The sequence below is a fragment of the Pseudomonas marvdashtae genome, assembly GCF_014268655.2.
GTDB classification, from domain to species: domain Bacteria; phylum Pseudomonadota; class Gammaproteobacteria; order Pseudomonadales; family Pseudomonadaceae; genus Aquipseudomonas; species Aquipseudomonas marvdashtae.
Genome location: NZ_JABWQX020000001.1, coordinates 1,238,775 through 1,257,793, shown reverse-complemented (window position 1 = coordinate 1,257,793; position 19,019 = coordinate 1,238,775). Strand labels below are relative to the sequence as shown.

Below are 19,019 nucleotides of genomic sequence, written 5' to 3'. Positions count from 1 at the left end.
TGGCGAAGGAGCAAGCTCCCTCGCCACAGGTCAACCCAGGGACAGCGTCCCGCTCGCCACCAGCGTCGCATGCCCGCCGATCTTCACCCGCTCTCCCTCCAACCGACAAAACAATGCCCCACCCCTGGCTGAACACTGATACGCCGTAAGACCGTGCTTGTTCAGGCGTTTGGACCAGTATGGAATCAAGCTGCAATGGGTTGACCCGGTGACCGGATCCTCATTAATGCCGATCGCCGGGGCAAAATAGCGCGAGACGAAATCGTGCTTGCTTCCCGGCGCCGTCACGATAGCGCCCGGCCACGGCAGCTTTGCCAAAGCGGCCATATCAGGCTTGCAGTCGAGCACGGCTTGCTCCGACTCCAACACCACGAACAGCTCGTTGGAGCTCAGCACGTCCACCGCCTCGACCCCCAAGGCATTCTGGACGGCCAGGGAAGCGCCCAATTCAGCCGGCACTATCGCAGGGAAATCCAACCACAGCCGGTCACCTTCGCGGCTGACGCTCAGCGCTCCAGACTTGCAGATAAAATCCAGCTGCTGCGCGGTTTCGTGATAGACCTCGAACAATACGAAAGCGCTGGCCAATGTCGCATGTCCACAGAGCGGGACTTCCGTGGTGGGAGTAAACCATCGAATGTGCCATTGCTGGTTTTCACGCACCAGGAAAGCGGTTTCAGCCAAGTTATGTTCGGCCGCGATCTTCTGCATCAAATCGTCGGCGAGCCAGGCATCGAGCCGATAGACCATCGCCGGGTTACCGCCAAACGGTCGGTCACTGAACGCATCGACCTGATGAAACGCGAGCTGCATGGCACTTCTCCTTTTTTTATAGATGCGCGAGCATGAGCCGCACCGACACCACTTATCCAGTGACAGATGAGCACAATTTTTGCCCTACAGCGCAGGATGAAGTTTTGACACCCGATAAAGCTTGAAGCCTCAGATTATCGTGGCAAGGGATTCAGGGACGCCCTATGTCGGCGAATGCCGCCCCGGTATGTTCCTTCAATACCGAAGGCGCCAATTCAACTTCCAAACCACGCCTACCCGCACTGACAAACATACTGGCGAGAGGCTGCGCAGAATTGTCGATAAACGTGCGAAGACGCTTCTTCTGCCCCAGCGGACTGATACCGCCAAGCAGATAACCCGTCGAGCGTTGAGCGGCGGCTGGATCGGCCATCTCGACTTTTTTCACCCCCGCCGCGTGGGCCAGCGCTTTCAGGTCCAGGCTTCCAGCCACGGGCACCACCGCCACCAGCAACTCGCCCTTCTCGCTGGCAGCCAACAAGGTCTTGAACACCCGCGCCGGCTCCAATCCGAGCTTTTCAGCAGCCTCCAGCCCATAGGACGCCGCCTTGGGATCATGTTCGTAGCTGTGGATGCGATGTTCGGCGCGCACTTTCTTAAGCAGATCCAACGCGGGGGTCATGGCCACTCCTGACAGAAAACAAAAAAAGGACTGTCAGGAATTCTATGCGATCAGCGGCTAAAAGGCTTTGCGGCGGTCATTCACGCCACGAATAATCGTAAAGTGACTGACGGTTCACTTTCGACCTTTGACAGTGGCGTTTCTTGTCTATATTTTTTCGAAACTGAAAGCAGAAACACGTGTCTCAAGCAACAGCCCGAGCGCAGGATGGGGATCCAGCCCTCGGTGAAAACGCGCTGACGAGTTGTATCCGACGCGCAGGACAACAAAAAGAACCGAGGTTTGAATGACGACTGCTTTACAACAACCCTCCCTTTCCAGCCAATGCCTGGCCGAGTTTCTCGGTACGGCCCTGTTGATTTTTTTCGGTACTGGTTGCGTTGCAGCGCTCAAGGTCGCGGGTGCGAGTTTCGGCTTATGGGAAATCAGCATCATCTGGGGCGTCGGCGTCAGCATGGCGATCTATCTCAGCGCAGGTATTTCCGGCGCCCACTTGAACCCCGCCGTCAGCATCGCGCTGTGCATTTTTACTGACTTCGAAAAACGCAAACTGCCCTTCTACATCATCTGCCAAGTCGGCGGCGCCTTCTGCGGTGCGCTCTTGGTCTATACGCTGTACAGCAATCTGTTCTTCGATTTCGAACAGTCTCGCCAGATGATTCGCGGCACCGAAGCCAGCCTCGAACTGGCGTCGGTATTCTCCACCTACCCGCACCCAGCACTGTCTACCGGCCAGGCCTTCCTGGTGGAAACGATCATCACCGCCATCCTGATGGGTGTGATCATGTCCCTTACCGATGACAATAATGGCCTGCCTCGCGGCCCACTGGCTCCACTGCTGATCGGCCTGCTGATCGCCGTGATTGGCAGTTCGATGGGGCCACTGACAGGCTTCGCGATGAACCCGGCGCGGGACTTCGGTCCAAAACTGATGACATTTTTCGCTGGCTGGGGTGAAATTTCCCTTACCGGGGGACGCGACATCCCGTACTTTCTGGTGCCTATTTTCGCACCGATTGCGGGAGCTTGCCTGGGTGCTGCCGCCTACCGCGGGCTGATTGCCCGTCACCTGCCCGGCGCCGTGGCTGCTACAAAGGATGCAGAGCCGACCATTGACGGCAAGCCCAGAACATCCTGAAACAGTCGGCGCAGGCTCCTGCCATTCCGGCCTGCGCCGTGGCTTCTTTCCTTATCTACGTCTCCCTTTATGAAAGACCCGAGGCAATCGACATGACCGATATTGAGAATAAAAACTACATCATTGCCCTAGACCAAGGCACGACCAGCTCGCGGGCGATTATTTTCGACCGTGACGCCAACGTGGTCTGCACAGCCCAACGCGAATTCGTCCAGCATTATCCGCAGCCAGGCTGGGTCGAACATGATCCGATGGAAATCTTCGCCACCCAGAGCGCGGTCATGGTAGAGGCCTTGGCCCATGCCGGGCTGCACCACGACCAGGTTGCCGCCATCGGCATTACCAACCAGCGCGAGACCACCGTGGTCTGGGACAAGTCCACCGGGCGTCCGATCTACAACGCCGTCGTCTGGCAATGCCGACGCAGCACCGAGATCTGCCAGCAACTCAAGCGCGACGGCCACGAGCAGTACATCAGCGAAGCCACTGGCCTGGTCACCGATCCGTATTTCTCCGGGACCAAGCTCAAGTGGATCCTCGACCACGTCGAAGGCAGCCGCGAACGCGCGCGCAACGGTGAATTGCTATTTGGCACCGTGGACAGCTGGCTTATCTGGAAATTCACTGGCGGCAAGGTCCACGTCACCGACTACACCAACGCCTCGCGCACCATGCTGTTCAACATTCACTCGCTGGAATGGGACGCGAAGATGCTCGACATCCTCGACATCCCTCGCGAGATGTTGCCGGAAGTGAAATCTTCCTCGGAAATCTACGGCCGCACCAAAAGCGGCATTGCCATCGGCGGTATCGCCGGCGACCAGCAAGCCGCCCTCTTCGGCCAGATGTGCGTGGAACCGGGCCAGGCGAAGAATACCTACGGCACCGGCTGCTTCCTGTTGATGAATACCGGCGACAAAGCCGTCAAGTCCAACCATGGCATGCTCACCACCATCGCCTGCGGCCCACGCGGCGAAGTGGCATACGCCCTGGAGGGCGCGGTGTTCAATGGCGGCTCCACGGTCCAGTGGTTGCGCGATGAACTCAAGATCGTCAACGACGCCCTCGATACCGAATACTTCGCCAACAAGGTCAAGGACAGCAACGGTGTGTACCTGGTGCCGGCGTTCACGGGCCTGGGCGCGCCGTACTGGGACCCTTACGCCCGCGGCGCACTGTTCGGCCTGACCCGTGGCGTACGGGTCGATCACATCATCCGCGCGACGTTGGAATCAATCGCCTATCAGACCCGCGACGTGCTCGATGCCATGCAGCAGGATGCCGGCGAACGCCTCAAGTCCCTTCGTGTGGACGGCGGCGCGGTGGCCAACAACTTCCTCATGCAGTTTCAGGCGGACATTCTCGGCACCTTGGTCGAACGCCCGAAAATGCGCGAGACCACCGCACTGGGCGCAGCGTACCTGGCCGGTTTGGCATGCGGCTTCTGGGGCAGCCTGGAAGAGTTGCGCGGCAAAGCAGTCATCGAGCGCGAGTTCGAGCCGCAGTTGGATGAACAGGCCAAGGAAAAACTCTACGCCGGCTGGAAAAAAGCCGTCAGCCGCACCCGCGATTGGGAGCCACACGAAGACGCCGAGTAAGCCGAAGCCGGGAACGATGAGGATCTGAAACTGGTCGGGAATGGATTCCTGCGGCATCATGGGCAAATTTTGTACGGCAGCCCAAAGGAAGCCCCATGAATCTGCCTCCCCGCCAGCAGCAAATCCTCGAACTGGTCCGCGAACGCGGCTATGTCAGCATCGAGGAAATGGCGCAGCTCTTCGTCGTCACCCCGCAAACCATCCGCCGCGACATCAATCAATTGGCGGAAGTGAACCTGCTGCGCCGCTACCACGGCGGCGCCGCCTATGATTCGAGCGTGGAAAACACTGCCTACGCCATGCGCGCCGACCAGATGCGCGACGAAAAGCAACGCATTGCCGAAGCCATCGCCGCCCAGATTCCCGATCACGCCTCGCTGTTCATCAATATCGGCACCACCACCGAGTCGATTGCGCGGGCACTGCTCAATCACAACCATCTGAAAGTCATCACCAACAACCTGCACGTGGCGTCGATCCTCAGCGCCAAGGATGACTTCGAAGTCCTGATTGCCGGGGGCAACGTACGCCGTGATGGCGGCGTGGTAGGCCAGGCCAGCGTCGACTTCATCAACCAGTTCAAGGTGGACTTCGCCCTGGTGGGTATCAGCGGGATCGACGAAGACGGCAGCCTGCTGGATTTCGATTATCAGGAAGTGCGGGTTTCCCAAGCCATCATCGCTAATGCGCGACAGGTCTTGCTGGCGGCCGATTCCAGCAAGTTCGGGCGCAACGCCATGGTCCGCCTGGGCCCGATCAGCCTGATCGACTGCCTGGTGACCGACCAACAGCCAGTGCCGGCCCTGGCGCAATTGCTGAGCCAGCACAAGATTCGGTTGGAAGTGGTCTGACTGCCCTCCCCTTGTGAGGAGAGATTTATTCCCTCCTCACTAAATTTGCCCAGGCAATTGCGCCTGCCTCCATGTTCGAAAATTTTCCTTCAGCGTCGTTCGATCAGTATTTTCAATCGAATTCGACTGGCTGTTGCTGCGCTTATGGGCTAGTATTTTCGCAAATGAACATTTATGTTCGAATTCAAATATTACGAAAAGAGTCCGAGGCCAGCCGATGCCCACTTCTACCTTGCCTACGCCCCCTCTCGCAGAGATCTATGATGTCGCCGTCATCGGTGGCGGTATCAACGGCGTGGGGATTGCCGCGGACGCTGCCGGGCGCGGCCTTTCGGTGTTCCTTTGTGAAAAGGACGACCTCGCCAGCCATACCTCTTCGGCCAGCAGCAAGTTGATCCACGGCGGTCTGCGCTATCTCGAACATTACGAATTCCGCCTGGTGCGTGAAGCGCTGGCCGAGCGCGAAGTGCTGCTGACCAAAGCCCCGCACATCGTCAAGCAAATGCGTTTCGTGCTGCCCCATCGGCCGCACCTGCGTCCTGCCTGGATGATTCGCGCCGGCCTGTTTCTTTACGATCACTTGGGCAAACGCGAGCAACTGGCCGGTTCCAAGAGCCTGAAGTTCGGCGCCGACAGCGCATTGAAAAGCGAAATCACCAAAGGCTTCGAGTACTCCGATTGCTGGGTAGATGACGCACGACTGGTGGTGCTCAACGCCATGGCGGCCCGTGAAAAAGGCGCGCATATCCACACCCGCACCCGCTGCGTGAGTGCTCGCCGCAGCAAGGGCCTGTGGCAACTGAACCTGGAACGCACCGATGGCAGTCTGTTTTCCATCCATGCCAAGGCGCTGGTCAACGCCGCCGGGCCGTGGGTCGCCAAGTTCATTCGCGATGACCTGAAGCTGGAATCGCCCTACGGCATCCGCCTGATCCAGGGCAGCCACCTGATTGTTCCGAAGCTCTACGAAGGCGAGCATGCGCACATTCTTCAAAACGAAGACCAGCGCATCGTGTTCACCATTCCGTACCTGAACCAGTTCACCCTGATCGGCACCACCGATCGCGAATACACCGGCGACCCAGCTTCAGTGGCGATTACCGAGGGCGAAACCGATTACCTGCTGAAGGTGGTCAACGCGCACTTCAAGAAGCAGATCAGCCGTGACGAGATCCTGCACAGCTATTCGGGCGTTCGCCCGCTATGCAACGACGAATCCGATAACCCATCCGCCGTGACCCGGGACTACACCCTCGCGCTCTCCGGCGGCGGCGAAGAAGCTCCATTGCTGTCAGTGTTCGGCGGCAAGCTGACCACCTATCGCAAGCTGGCCGAATCGGCCATGGCGCAGCTGGCTCCCTATTTCACACAGATGCGCCCAAGCTGGACCGCCCTGGAAACCTTGCCCGGCGGCGAAAACATGACCACGCCGCAGGCGTTGTGCTCGGCCATTCGAGACAAATTCGACTGGCTGCCGACCGATATCGCCCGCCGCTGGGCCACCACTTATGGCAGCCGTACCTGGCGGATGCTTGAAGGGGTGCACAGCCTCGGCGACCTGGGCGAGCACATCGGCGCAGGACTCTACACCCGGGAAGTCGACTATCTGTGCAGCGACGAATGGGCCGTCGATGCCCAGGACATTCTCTGGCGTCGCAGCAAGCTGGGCCTGTTCACCAGCGCCTCGGAGCAAGAGAAACTGCAACAGTACCTGGACAAGGTCGAGCACAACCGACGCAAGATCGAAGCGGCCTGAAATCACCGCCGGCTAAATGAAAGCCTCCGGATCGAAAGATTCGGGGGCTTTTTGCTGCCTGACGCCCTTTCCCCGAGCACACGGCCTAGGCGGCGCATTCGGTTTTCCGAACGCAACCCGACGGTCAATTCGGCAAACCGGATAAATAACCAACCGAAAAGCTGACACAAAACATTAATTTCCTTATAAAACAATCAGTTAATCATATAGCGCTGGCCTGGCACGAGTCATGCTCTACACTCGTGGAGACGAACGCCTGTACGCCAACACAACAGGAGCTGCCAGGCATTCGAAGCACTCAGGGCCGGTTGAACCGGCCGAATAAAAAAAACAATGTCGAGGAAACATCGATGCGCATCGTTCCCCATCTCCTGGGCGCAGCCGTTGCTGCCGCTCTGATCAGCACTCCGGTTTTCGCAGCCGAACTGACCGGCACGCTGAAAAAGATCAAAGAGTCCGGCGTCGTTACGCTCGGCCACCGCGACGCCTCCATCCCGTTCTCCTATATTGCGGACGCTTCCGGCAAGCCGGTCGGCTATTCCCACGACATCCAACTGAAAGTCGTCGAAGCGCTGAAAAAAGAGCTGGACGTGCCGAACCTGCAGGTCAAGTACAACCTGGTCACCTCGCAAACCCGTATTCCCCTGGTGCAGAACGGCACCGTGGACCTGGAATGTGGCTCCACCACCAACAACGTTGAGCGCCAGCAACAAGTCGCTTTCTCCGTTGGTATCTTCGAGATCGGCACCAAGCTGTTGTCCAAGAAAGATTCCAAATACAAGGATTTCGACGACCTCAAGGGCAAGAACGTCGTGACCACCGCCGGCACCACCTCCGAGCGACTGCTCAAGGCCATGAACGCCGACAAACAGATGGGCATGAACGTCATCTCCGCCAAGGACCACGGCGAATCCTTCCAGATGCTGGAATCGGGCCGCGCCGTCGCGTTCATGATGGACGACGCCCTGCTGGCCGGTGAAGCCGCCAAAGCCAAGAAAGCCGATGATTGGGCCGTGACCGGTACGCCACAGTCCTATGAAATCTATGGCTGCATGATGCGCAAGGGCGATGAGCCGTTCAAAAAGGCCGTGGATGATGCCATCAAGGCCACCTACGCTTCGGGTGAGATCAACAAGATCTACGAAAAATGGTTCATGCAGCCCATCCCGCCAAAAGGCCTGAACCTGAACTTCCCGATGAGCGAAGAACTCAAGAAACTGATCGCCACCCCGACCGACAAAGCGGCTGACGAAAAGAAATCCTGATTTCTGACTAACCTTATCTCCTGGAAGGGCCCGGCTCTTCCAGGAGAGTGTCATTCCCTGCTGGCAATAATGGAAACACTCGAACGGTGAGGTCGAGCCGTCGGTGTGTGCCTGATCGTCAAGATTAGGCGGGAAAGGACTTCCCCCTGCAGATATTTGTACATCGATCGATCTGAGGGGAGACCCTAATGAATTACAACTGGGACTGGGGTGTGTTCTTCAAGTCCACCGGCGTGGGCAGCGAGATCTATCTCGACTGGTACGTGGCCGGCCTGGGCTGGACCATCGCCATCGCCGTCGTCGCCTGGATCATTGCCCTGCTGCTGGGCTCGATCCTGGGCGTGATGCGCACCGTGCCGAACCGGCTGGTGTCGGGCATCGCGACTTGCTACGTGGAGCTCTTTCGTAACGTGCCGCTGCTGGTTCAGCTGTTCATCTGGTACTTCCTGGTGCCGGACCTGCTGCCCGCGGACATGCAGGAATGGTACAAACAGGACCTGAACCCGACCACCTCGGCCTACCTGAGCGTTGTCGTCTGCCTGGGCCTGTTCACCGCCGCGCGGGTTTGCGAACAGGTGCGCACCGGTATCCAGGCGCTGCCACGCGGCCAGGAATCCGCCGCACGCGCCATGGGCTTCAAGCTGCCGCAGATCTACTGGAACGTGCTGCTGCCCCAGGCCTACCGGATCATCATTCCGCCGCTTACCTCGGAATTCCTCAACGTCTTCAAGAACTCCTCCGTGGCCTCGCTGATCGGCCTGATGGAGCTGCTCGCGCAGACCAAGCAGACCGCTGAGTTTTCCGCCAACCTGTTCGAAGCCTTTACCCTGGCGACGCTGATCTACTTCACCTTGAACATGAGCCTGATGCTGCTCATGCGCATGGTCGAGAAGAAAGTCGCGGTGCCCGGCCTGATCTCCGTGGGGGGTAAATAATGGAATTCGACTTCACAGGCATCATCCCGGCCATTCCCGGCTTGTGGAACGGCATGGTGATGACCCTCAAGCTGATGGTCCTGGGCGTCGTCGGCGGGATCATCCTGGGGACGATCCTGGCGCTGATGCGCCTGTCCCACAACAAGCTGATTTCCAATATCGCCGGCGCCTACGTCAATTATTTCCGCTCGATCCCGTTGCTGCTGGTCATCACCTGGTTCTACCTGGCGGTGCCGTTCGTGCTGCGCTGGATCACCGGCGAGGACACGCCGATCGGTGCGTTCGGCTCCTGCGTCGTGGCGTTCATGATGTTCGAGGCGGCGTACTTCTGCGAAATCGTCCGGGCCGGCGTACAGTCGATCCCCAAGGGCCAGATGGGTGCGGCACAGGCGCTGGGCATGAACTATGGCCAGGTCATGCGTTTGATCATCCTGCCCCAGGCGTTTCGCAAGATGACCCCGCTGCTGCTGCAACAGAGCATCATCCTGTTTCAGGACACCTCGTTGGTCTACACGGTCGGCCTGGTGGACTTCCTCAATGCTTCGCGGGCCAATGGCGACATCATCGGCCGCTCCAATGAGTTCCTGATCATCGCAGGTCTCGTGTACTTCACAATCAGCTTTGCCGCCTCGCTGCTGGTCAAGCGTCTGCAAAAAAGGTTCGCCGTATGATCTCTATCAAAAATATCAACAAGTGGTATGGGGACTTCCAGGTACTGACCAATTGCAGCACCGAGGTCAGCAAAGGTGAAGTGGTGGTGGTGTGCGGGCCGTCGGGTTCGGGCAAGTCCACGCTGATCAAGTGCGTGAACGCGCTGGAGCCGTTCCAGAAAGGCGACGTCGTGGTCGATGGCACATCCATCGCCGACCCGAAGACCAACCTGCCGAAACTGCGTTCGCGCGTGGGCATGGTGTTCCAGCATTTCGAACTGTTCCCGCACCTGACCATCACCGAGAACCTGACCATCGCGCAGATCAAGGTGCTGGGCCGCAGCAAGGAAGAAGCCACCAAGAAAGGCCTGCAATTGCTTGAGCGCGTCGGTCTCTCGGCCCACGCCCACAAGCACCCTGGCCAACTCTCCGGTGGCCAGCAGCAGCGCGTGGCGATCGCCCGTGCCCTGGCGATGGACCCGGTGGTCATGCTGTTCGACGAACCCACCTCGGCCCTTGACCCGGAAATGGTCAACGAAGTGCTCGACGTGATGGTGCAACTGGCCCACGAAGGCATGACCATGATGTGCGTGACCCATGAAATGGGCTTCGCCCGCAAAGTGGCGAACCGGGTGATCTTCATGGACCAAGGCCAGATCATCGAAGACTGCCCGAAAGAAGAGTTTTTCGGCGACATCAGCGCCCGCTCCGAACGCGCCCAGCATTTCCTTGAGAAAATCCTGCAACACTAAGCGTCGCCTTCCTTAGACACGCTTGCCCTTGTGGTGAGGGAGCTGGATCCCTCACCACAAGGGCGCGTTTGAAGGACGACCGCCGCCACACTGGTTGACCCAAGGCTTCTGTGATGAAATGCGACCCCACCTTCTATCGCGCCGCGCCGCCATCACTCGCCGTGAAACCCCGCCTGATCCGCCATCTGTTCCTGCCGCCGCTGATCATTGCCCTGATGATCGGCCTGGGTTACCTCGGCTTCTGGATCAGCGAGCACTATGGCATTCGCGGCCTGGCCGAGAACGGCGAGCGCCAGCTGGAACTGCATGCCCGTGCGGTGGAAAGCGAAATCAGCAAATACACCTACTTGCCCAGCCTGCTGGAGCTTGAATCGAGCGTCGCGCAACTGCTCGACGACCCGACACCCGAACACCGCAAGACCGTCAACGATTATCTTGAAGGCCTGAACCGGCGTAGCCGCAGCCGGGCCATCTACGTCATGGATACCACCGGCCGGGTGATGGCCACCAGCAACTGGCGCGATGTCGACAGTTACCTGGGTGAAGACCTGTCCTTCCGCGCCTACTTCCAGAATGCCGTACGCGGCCAGCCGGGGCGGTTCTACGGCATCGGCAGCACCAACGGCGAACCCGGTTATTACCTCGCCCATGGCTTGGAACAACAAGGCAAGATCATCGGTGTGGCCGTGGTCAAGGTACGCCTCGAAGCCATGGAGGAGCGCTGGCAGCGGGCACGCCTGGAGGCCTTCGTCAGCGACGAGAACGGCATCATCATCCTCTCCAGCGACCCGGCGCGACGGCTCAAGTCCGTACGCCCGCTGAGCGATGAAACCAAGGAGCGCCTGGCCCGCAGCCTGCAATATTACTGGTTCCCGTTGAATGAGCTGATCCCCTTGGCGCGGGAGCGGCTGGGCGAAGGCATGGAAAAACTGACCTTCCCCGCCAATACCGAAATCGCCGCCGAACAGCAGGCCATCAGCTACCTGTCACAGACCCGCCCGTTGAGCGACACACCGTGGAATTTCACCCTGCTCACGCCGCTTGAAGACTTGCGTCGCCAAGCGATCAACCAAGGCATCCTGGTGGCCGTGGCGTTTGCCCTGGTGGCCTTCCTGTTGATCGCCTGGAACGAGCGGCGCAAGGTGATCGCCACTCGCCTCGCGGCCCGCGAAGCGTTGCAAGAGGCCAACAACCAACTCGAACGTCGGATTACCGAACGCACCACTGACCTTCGCGCCAGCAACGAACGGCTCAAGGGCCAGATACGCGAGCGACGGCAGGCCGAAGAGACCTTGCGCCGCGCCCAGGATGAACTGGTACAGGCCGGTAAACTGGCGGCCATCGGCCAGATGTCCACCAGCATCGCCCATGAACTCAACCAGCCGCTGGCCGCCCTGCGTACCCTGTCGGGCAATACCGTGCGCTTCCTGGAGCGCGGCCAGCTGGACATCGCCAGCACCAACCTCAAGACCATCAATGAACTGATCGACCGCATGGGCCGGATCACCGCCAGCCTGCGCGCCTTTGCCCGGCGCGGCGACGACAAGGGCCGGGCCAGCCTGGGCAAGGCCGTCGAGGCGGCGCTGCAATTGCTCGGCGGGCGCCTGGAGAAACTCGGCATCCAGGTTCACTCGGCTTTCGAAGACGTCCAAGTACAAATCGACCAGACTCGCCTGGAGCAGATCCTGGTCAACCTGATCGGCAATGCACTGGACGCGATGCAGGTCCAACCCGAGCCGAAACTGTGGCTTGTCGGCGAAACCAGCGATGGCAAATACCGCCTGCGGGTGCGCGATAACGGTCATGGCATCGACCCGCAAGCGCGCAAGCACCTGTTCGAACCGTTCTTCACCACCAAACCCGGCGAACAGGGCCTGGGCCTTGGCCTGACGCTGTCGGCGAGCCTGAGCGCCGCCGCTGGCGGGCACCTGGGCGTCGAGCATCCGGAGGACGGTGGCACCACGTTTGTCCTCAGTTTACCGTTGGTAAGCCTTTCACCTGCCGAGCCGCTATGAACAACGACCTGAGCGTATTGATCGTCGAAGACGACCCCCATGTCCTGTTGGGCTGCCAGCAAGCCTTGACCCTGGAAGACATTCCCTGCATCGGCGTGGGCAGCGCCGAGGAAGCCCTGGAGCGGGTCGACGATAACTTCGCCGGCATCGTCATCAGCGACATCCGCCTGCCGGGCATCGATGGCCTGGAGCTGCTCACTCGCCTCAAGGCGCGCGACCGCAGCCTGCCGGTGGTGTTGATCACCGGTCACGGCGACATTTCCATGGCCGTCGGCGCCATGCAGAAAGGCGCCTATGACTTCATGGAAAAACCGTTCTCTCCCGAGCGCCTGGTCGATGTCGCCCGCCGCGCCCTGGAGCAGCGCAGCCTGGCCCGGGAGGTGTCATCGCTGCGTCGGCAACTGGCCGAACGCGATTCGCTGGAAGGCCGGATCATCGGTCGTTCGCCGGCCATGCAGCATCTGCGCGCACTGATCGCCAACGTCGCCGACACTTCGGCCAATGTGCTGATCGAAGGCGAAACCGGCACCGGCAAGGAACTGGTCGCCCGCTGCCTGCATGACTTCAGTCGGCGCCACGACAAGCAGTTCGTCGCGCTGAACTGCGGGGGGCTGCCGGAGAACCTGTTCGAAAGCGAAATTTTCGGCCACGAGGCCAATGCCTTCACCGGAGCTGGCAAACGCCGGATCGGCAAGATCGAGCACGCCGACGGCGGCACGCTGTTTCTCGATGAAGTGGAAAGCATGCCCCTGCCCTTGCAGATCAAGCTGCTGCGCGTGTTGCAGGAACGCACCCTGGAACGTCTGGGTTCGAATCAAAGCGTGGCGGTGGATTGCCGGGTGATCGCCGCCACCAAGTCCGACCTCGACGAAATGGGCCGGTCCGGACAGTTCCGCAGCGACCTGTATTACCGCCTCAACGTGGTGACCCTGGAACTGCCGCCGCTGCGCGAGCGGCGCGAAGACATCCTGCAACTGTTCGAGCATTTCCTCCAGCAGTCGTCCCTGCGCTTTGACCGCACCGTGCCGGAGCTGGACAACCAGACCCTGTCGAACCTGATGAGCCACGACTGGCCGGGCAACGTGCGTGAACTGCGCAACGTCGCCGAACGTTACGCCTTGGGCCTGCCGGCGTTCAAGAAGTCCGGCGCCAGCAGTGGCAGCCATGGCCTGGCCTTCGCCGAAGCAGTGGAAGCCTTCGAGCGCAATCTGCTGATGGACGCGTTGCAACGCAGCGGCGGCAACCTGACCCAGGCCAGCCAGGAACTGGGCATGGCCAAGACCACGCTGTTCGACAAAGTCAAAAAATATGGCTTGAGCCACTGACGGGGACGTAGACCTGTGGACCTGATTTTCAAGGCGGCGCTCGGCGCAGCCGTGGTGGTGATCCTGGCGATGCTCGCCAAGACCAAGAACTATTACATCGCCGGGTTGGTGCCGCTGTTTCCGACCTTTGCCCTGATCGCCCACTACATCGTCGGCAAGGGCCGCTCGGCGGAGGACCTGAAGACCACCATCGTGTTTGGCATGTGGTCAATCATTCCGTACTTCGTCTATCTCGTAACCCTGTACGTGATGGTCGACCGCATGCGCCTCGAAGCCTCATTGGCCGTAGCCACCGTCGCCTGGCTAATGACGGCGACGGTGCTGGTCAGCGTCTGGGTACGGCTTCACGGTTGAACGCTGTGATCAATAACCGACGGTGAACCGCGTCCGCGAAAACTGCGGTGTTTCCACTTCATCGATCATCGCAATGGCGTAGTCGGCAAAGCTGATCCAACTGCGTCCGGTGTTATCGAACAGCAGGTGGTCCTTGCCCACTCGGAACTGGCCGGTGCGCTCGGTTTCGACGAACTCCGCCGAAGGCGACAAAAAGGTCCAGTCCAAGTCCTGCTCATTGCGCAGCACGTCCAGGAACAAGGCGCCGGCCGTGGCCTCAGGCAGGTACTCCTCTGGAAATTCCTTACTGTCGATCACCCGGCTGTTATCCGGCAGCAGCAACGAACCGGCCCCGCCGACCACCAGCAAGCGCTTGACCCCGGCGGCCTTCACTGGCGCGATGACCTTGTCGGCCGGCACGGTGGCAAAGTGCACGGCACTGATTACCACGTCGTGGCCGGCGATGGCCGCAGTCAACGCCTCGCTGTCCAGTACATCCAGCTGCTTGCTGACCACCCCGGCCCGATCACCGATTTTCGCGGTGTTGCGGGCAATGGCCGTCACGCTGTGACCACGGCGCAGAGCCTCTTCCAACAGTTGGCTACCCGCACGCCCGGTGGCGCCGATGATTGCGATTTTGCTCATGTGATTCTCCAATGAATTAGCAATGTCAGAAATACATGCTCTTGTGGCGAGGGGATTTATCCCCTCGCCACAACAGCGCTCGAGTTACAGATCGGTGGTCACCACTTCATCTCGCCCTTCGCCACCTTGGCACTGAGCTCCAGGGAGCTGTCTTCACCCAGGTCCGGATAGCGTAGTTTCATGGCGCGGATCAGTGCGGCGGAATCCTTGGCCTTGGCGGTCTCTTCGTCGAAGGCCTTGATGTAGCCAGCGGTGAACGTCACCGGCGCCAGGGAGCGGGCGCTTTCACCCAGGTAATGGCCGGGAACCACGGTGGCCGGTTGCAGCTTTTCGATGTTACCCAGCGTGGCCAGCCAATCCTTGTGAGACTGCGGCGTCTGGGTATCGGCCATCCACACATGAATGTTCTCGGCTACCACGACGCCGCCCACCACAGCCTTGATCGAGGGAATCCACACAAAACTACGCTCCGGCTGTGGGCCCTTCAGGCCGATAATCTGCAAGCGCTTGCCTTCCAACGTCAGGCTGTCGCCCTGGAGCACCTGAGGCACGATGGCTTTGGTTGGGGCATCGGTCTTCAGGATCGGTGCCCAATATTTCAGCTTGCCGTCCATGGTGTGCTTGATGTGATCGACGGTCGGCGCCGACGCCAGCACCTTGGCCTCAGGGAACGCGGCGGTGAGGGTTTCCAAGCCAAAATAGTAGTCTGGATCGCCATGGCTGATGTAGATCGTGGTCAGTTGCTTGCCACTGGCGCGAATCTTCTCGACGACTTGCTCAGCCTGGGATTTGCCGAACTGGGCGTCGACGAGAATGGCTTCTTTTTCACCACTGACCAACACTGACGTCACCGGAAAAATCGCCGCCGCGCCGGGGTTGTAGACGTCGAGCGTCAAGTCGGCGGCCCAGGCCTGGGCCGTGAAAGCCAGGGCGGCGGTTGCCAGCAGCCAGCGCTTGATAGGGGTGAATCCGGTCATGAAGTGCTCCATCGTCCAAAGGCCCGCAAGGGAATGAAACAGAGCTTAGTTGCCAGAGTCGTTACAAAAAATGCCATGCTGGGACACAGTTTGTTTCTGAAAGCGGGCAAATCATGGATCGTCTACAAGCAATGCGGGTGTTTGTCACCGTGGTGGACCTGGGTAGCCAGTCCGCGGCGGCCGAGCACCTGGACCTTTCACGGCCAGTGGTGTCGCGGTATCTGGCGGAGCTGGAGGATTGGGTTGGCGCGCGGCTGATGCACCGCACCACCCGCAAGCTGAGCCTGACGGCCGCCGGCAGCGAGATCCTGCCGCGTTGCCGGCAGATGCTCGAGCTGTCCAGCGACATGCACGCCGCCGTGAGCACGCCGCAAGACGCGCCACGGGGCCTGCTGCGCATCACCGCCAGCCCCTCGTTCGGCCAGGCCCAGTTGGCATCCGCCATGGCCGACTTTGTCCGGCGCTACCCAGGCGTGAGCGTCGACCTGCAGATGCTCGACCGCACGGTGAACCTGGTGGATGAACGCATCGACCTGGCGATCCGCATGAGCAACGACCTCGACCCGAACCTGATCGCCCGCCGCCTCACGGTGTGCCGTTCGGTAATCTGCGCTTCGCCCCGCTACCTGCGCGAGCATCCGACGCCGCAACGCGTGGAGGATTTGAGCCGGCACAATTGCCTGACCCACTCCTACGTCGGCAAAAGCCTCTGGCATTTCGAACAGGACGGCGAGCCCGTGTCGGTGCCGGTCCAAGGCAACATCAGCGCCAACGAAGCCAGCACCCTGCTACAGGCGACGATCGCGGGCGCCGGCGTGGCGATGCTGCCCAGCTATCAGGCCGGTCCCCACATCCAGAACGGTGAACTGGAACGCCTGCTGGCCCACGCTGAACCTCGCCGGATGAACATGTACGCGGTATACGCGTCGCGCAAGCACATGCCATCGGCGCTGCGCAGCTTGCTGGATTTCCTGGTGCAGAGATTTCCCGAAACGCCTGAATGGGATGCGGGGCTCTAACGTCCCTCGGGCATAAGGATTTGCTGCGCTCGCAACGGTGTCCCCGGGATTTCACCAATAGCCCGCCCCAAGGCATACTTGCCACCCATCGTATTCCAGAACCCAAAGCCGCCCCATGCGTATCCACGTCAGTTTCATCGACCGCGTCGGCATCACCCAGGAAGTCCTGGCCTTGCTCGGCGGTCGCAATCTCAATCTGGATGCCGTGGAGATGGTGCCACCCAACGTCTACATCGACGCCCCGACCCTCAGCCCGCAAGTGCTGGATGAATTGCGCGAGGCATTGTTCAGCGTGCGTGGCGTGCAGGCGGTAACCGTGGTGGACATCCTGCCGGGCCAACGCCGGCACTTGCAACTCGATGCGTTGCTCGCGGCGATGACCGACCCTGTCCTGGCGCTGGACAGCGCTGGCAAGGTGTTACTCGCCAACCCGGCGCTGATCGCCCTCTACGGCCGTGAGCCGGCCGGGGAAAGCGTGGCCGAGCTGTTCGGCGATGCGGCGTTGCTGGATGCCCTGTTGGAGAACGGTTTTCGCCTGCCGCTGCGGGAAATCACCCTCAACGGCCAGACGCTGCTGCTGGACGCCACGCCCATCACCGACGCTGGCGCGCTGCTGACGTTGTATCAGCCCAATCGCATCGGTGAACGCCTGTCGGCCTTGCATCATGACCACGCCGAAGGCTTCGACGCGCTGTTAGGCGAATCCCCGGCGATCCGCACCCTCAAGGCCCGGGCCCAGCGGGTCGCGGCCCTCGATGCGCCGCTGCTGATCCAAGGTGAAACCGGCACCGGCAAGGAGCTGGTAGCCCGCGCCTGTCACGCCATCAGCGCCCGTCACGGCGCGCCATTCCTGGCCCTCAACTGTGCGGCACTACCGGAAAACCTGGCCGAGAGCGAACTGTTCGGCTATGCCCCCGGCGCCTTCACCGGCGCACAACGCGGCGGCAAGCCGGGGCTGATGGAGCTGGCGAACCAGGGCACGGTATTCCTCGATGAAATCGGCGAGATGTCGCCCTACCTGCAAGCCAAGCTCCTGCGGTTCCTGAACGACGGCAGCTTCCGCCGGGTGGGCGGCGACCGGGAGATCAAGGTCAACGTGCGGATCCTCAGCGCCACCCACCGCAACCTGGAGAAAATGGTCAGCGAAGGCTCGTTTCGCGAAGACCTGTTCTACCGCCTGAACGTGCTCAACGTCGAAGTCCCGCCACTGCGCGAGCGCGGCCAGGACATCCTGCTGCTGGCGCGGTATTTCATGCAGCAGGCCTGTGCGCAGATCCAGCGTCCGGTCTGCCGCCTGGCCCCTGGTACCTATCCGGCGCTGCTGGGCAATCGCTGGCCGGGCAACGTGCGGCAACTGCAGAACGTGATCTTCCGCGCCGCCGCTATCTGCGAAAGCAGCCTGGTGGACATCGGCGACCTGGACATCGCCGGCACCAGCGTGGCGCGTCAGGGCGATGTGGAAGTCGAAAGCCTGGAGCAGGCCGTCGAAGCGTTCGAAAAGCAATTGCTCGAATCGCTGTACACCAATTATCCCTCCACCCGCCAACTCGCCAGCCGCCTGCAAACCTCGCACACCGCGATCGCCCATCGGCTGCGCAAGTATGGGATCTCCGGCAAGCCTTAGCCGGGTTGCGCTCGGAAGCACGTCAAAAACGACCTCGACCGTACTGAAAGCGCTACAGCGGAACGATATCGCTACACTCGGCGCTGAGCTGCGCTGGGTAAGGCTTTGATCCCATGGTGATTTTTTCCTGCCTGGATACTGTAGCGATTTCGCTACAGTTCAAAAGCATCTCGCTTTTAAAAACCTACTTAAGAGACTGAAAAATAAGGGATTTAAAACATTGGCCACGTTCTTGCTATGGCTATAGCCATTCGGCCGGGCCAAGCCCCGCGCCTTTCTTCGCGTCCACCAGACGAAATCTGGCCCCAGGAGTTTCCATGAGCGAGTTGCGTTTCACTGAAGATCACGAATGGCTTCGCACCGAAGCCGACGGCAGCGTTACCGTTGGCATCACCGCATTCGCCCAGAACGCCTTGGGTGACGTGGTCTATGTTCAGTTACCGGAACTGCAGGCCTACGACAAAGGCGCCGAAGCCTCTACCGTGGAATCGGTGAAAGCCGCCAGCGGCGTGTACATGCCTTTGGACGGTGAAGTGCTCGAAGTGAACCCTGCCTTGGAAAGCAATCCGGAATTGGTCAACGAAGACCCGCTGGGCGAAGGCTGGTTCTTCCGCTTTAAACCGACCGACGCCGACGCAGTGGCTAAGCTGTTGGATCAAGACGCCTACGATCGCCTGATCAAAGCCAACGCCCAAGCCTGA

Annotated in this window: 18 protein-coding genes; 14 read left to right on the top strand and 4 right to left on the bottom strand. The window is 60.4% G+C overall.

Annotated features, from left to right (window positions below):
* Positions 1-30 precede the first annotated feature (30 nt).
* Entirely contained in the window at positions 31-813 is a 783-nt protein-coding gene (locus tag HU742_RS05735; RefSeq protein ID WP_186635694.1) for a PhzF family phenazine biosynthesis protein, read from the bottom strand.
* Positions 814-964: 151 nt separating this feature from the next.
* On the bottom strand, positions 965-1,435 hold the full coding sequence (ybaK, locus tag HU742_RS05730) for a Cys-tRNA(Pro) deacylase (RefSeq protein WP_186611633.1): 471 nt from the start codon (positions 1,433-1,435) through the stop codon (positions 965-967).
* A gap of 286 nt (positions 1,436-1,721) precedes the next feature.
* Between ybaK and HU742_RS05725 the strand changes: the two genes are divergently transcribed.
* The 11 genes from HU742_RS05725 to HU742_RS05675 all read left to right on the top strand — a co-directional run bounded on the left by HU742_RS05725 (position 1,722) and on the right by HU742_RS05675 (position 14,074).
* Positions 1,722-2,573, top strand: a complete 852-nt coding sequence (locus HU742_RS05725; RefSeq protein ID WP_186635691.1) for an MIP/aquaporin family protein — start codon at positions 1,722-1,724, stop codon at positions 2,571-2,573.
* A 92-nt stretch (positions 2,574-2,665) separates the two neighbouring features.
* Complete coding sequence (glpK, locus tag HU742_RS05720) at positions 2,666-4,171, top strand: glycerol kinase GlpK (protein WP_186635688.1); 1,506 nt, start codon at positions 2,666-2,668, stop codon at positions 4,169-4,171.
* Between the two features lie 95 nt (positions 4,172-4,266).
* Positions 4,267-5,022 carry a DeoR/GlpR family transcriptional regulator gene (locus tag HU742_RS05715; RefSeq protein WP_003204973.1) on the top strand — a complete coding sequence of 252 codons (756 nt, stop codon included), beginning with the start codon at positions 4,267-4,269 and terminating at the stop codon, positions 5,020-5,022.
* 217 nt (positions 5,023-5,239) lie between these two features.
* Positions 5,240-6,778, top strand: a complete 1,539-nt coding sequence (gene glpD / locus HU742_RS05710; RefSeq protein WP_186643640.1) for a glycerol-3-phosphate dehydrogenase — start codon at positions 5,240-5,242, stop codon at positions 6,776-6,778.
* 350 nt (positions 6,779-7,128) lie between these two features.
* Positions 7,129-8,043, top strand: a complete 915-nt coding sequence (locus tag HU742_RS05705; protein ID WP_186635681.1) for a glutamate/aspartate ABC transporter substrate-binding protein — start codon at positions 7,129-7,131, stop codon at positions 8,041-8,043.
* A gap of 188 nt (positions 8,044-8,231) precedes the next feature.
* The gene (locus tag HU742_RS05700; protein ID WP_053124568.1) at positions 8,232-8,978 is read left to right on the top strand and encodes an amino acid ABC transporter permease; all 747 of its coding nucleotides are present in this window, start codon (positions 8,232-8,234) and stop codon (positions 8,976-8,978) included.
* On the top strand, positions 8,978-9,649 hold the full coding sequence (locus HU742_RS05695; protein ID WP_186635678.1) for an amino acid ABC transporter permease: 672 nt from the start codon (positions 8,978-8,980) through the stop codon (positions 9,647-9,649). The genes HU742_RS05700 and HU742_RS05695 overlap by 1 nt, the downstream gene beginning before the upstream one ends.
* Complete coding sequence (locus HU742_RS05690; protein WP_186635675.1) at positions 9,646-10,380, top strand: amino acid ABC transporter ATP-binding protein; 735 nt, start codon at positions 9,646-9,648, stop codon at positions 10,378-10,380. The genes HU742_RS05695 and HU742_RS05690 overlap by 4 nt, the downstream gene beginning before the upstream one ends.
* Before the next feature lie 113 nt (positions 10,381-10,493).
* Positions 10,494-12,395, top strand: coding sequence for a two-component sensor histidine kinase AauS (gene aauS / locus HU742_RS05685; protein ID WP_186643639.1), 1,902 nt, complete (start codon positions 10,494-10,496; stop codon positions 12,393-12,395).
* Positions 12,392-13,720 (top strand): two-component response regulator AauR, encoded by a 1,329-nt coding sequence (aauR, locus tag HU742_RS05680; RefSeq protein ID WP_186635669.1) that lies wholly within the window; start codon positions 12,392-12,394, stop codon positions 13,718-13,720. The genes aauS and aauR overlap by 4 nt, the downstream gene beginning before the upstream one ends.
* Positions 13,721-13,744: 24 nt before the next feature.
* A complete protein-coding gene (locus HU742_RS05675; protein ID WP_186643782.1) occupies positions 13,745-14,074 on the top strand; it encodes a GlpM family protein in 330 nt (109 codons plus the stop codon).
* 9 nt (positions 14,075-14,083) lie between these two features.
* On the opposite strand, the gene HU742_RS05670 is transcribed toward HU742_RS05675, so the two are convergent.
* Both HU742_RS05670 and HU742_RS05665 read right to left on the bottom strand, forming a co-directional pair.
* Positions 14,084-14,698: an NAD(P)-dependent oxidoreductase gene (locus HU742_RS05670; protein ID WP_186635666.1), complete on the bottom strand. Its 615-nt coding sequence runs from the start codon at positions 14,696-14,698 to the stop codon at positions 14,084-14,086.
* Positions 14,699-14,796: 98 nt separating this feature from the next.
* Positions 14,797-15,675, bottom strand: a complete 879-nt coding sequence (locus HU742_RS05665) for an MBL fold metallo-hydrolase (RefSeq protein WP_186643637.1) — start codon at positions 15,673-15,675, stop codon at positions 14,797-14,799.
* Between the two features lie 113 nt (positions 15,676-15,788).
* On the opposite strand from HU742_RS05665, the gene HU742_RS05660 reads away from it, so the two are divergent.
* The 3 genes from HU742_RS05660 to gcvH all read left to right on the top strand — a co-directional run bounded on the left by HU742_RS05660 (position 15,789) and on the right by gcvH (position 19,019).
* Positions 15,789-16,694 (top strand): LysR family transcriptional regulator, encoded by a 906-nt coding sequence (locus tag HU742_RS05660; RefSeq protein WP_186635660.1) that lies wholly within the window; start codon positions 15,789-15,791, stop codon positions 16,692-16,694.
* A 115-nt stretch (positions 16,695-16,809) separates the two neighbouring features.
* The gene (gene gcsR / locus HU742_RS05655) at positions 16,810-18,318 is read left to right on the top strand and encodes a transcriptional regulator GcsR (protein WP_186635657.1); all 1,509 of its coding nucleotides are present in this window, start codon (positions 16,810-16,812) and stop codon (positions 18,316-18,318) included.
* Between the two features lie 317 nt (positions 18,319-18,635).
* The gene (gene gcvH / locus HU742_RS05650) at positions 18,636-19,019 is read left to right on the top strand and encodes a glycine cleavage system protein GcvH (protein WP_186643636.1); all 384 of its coding nucleotides are present in this window, start codon (positions 18,636-18,638) and stop codon (positions 19,017-19,019) included.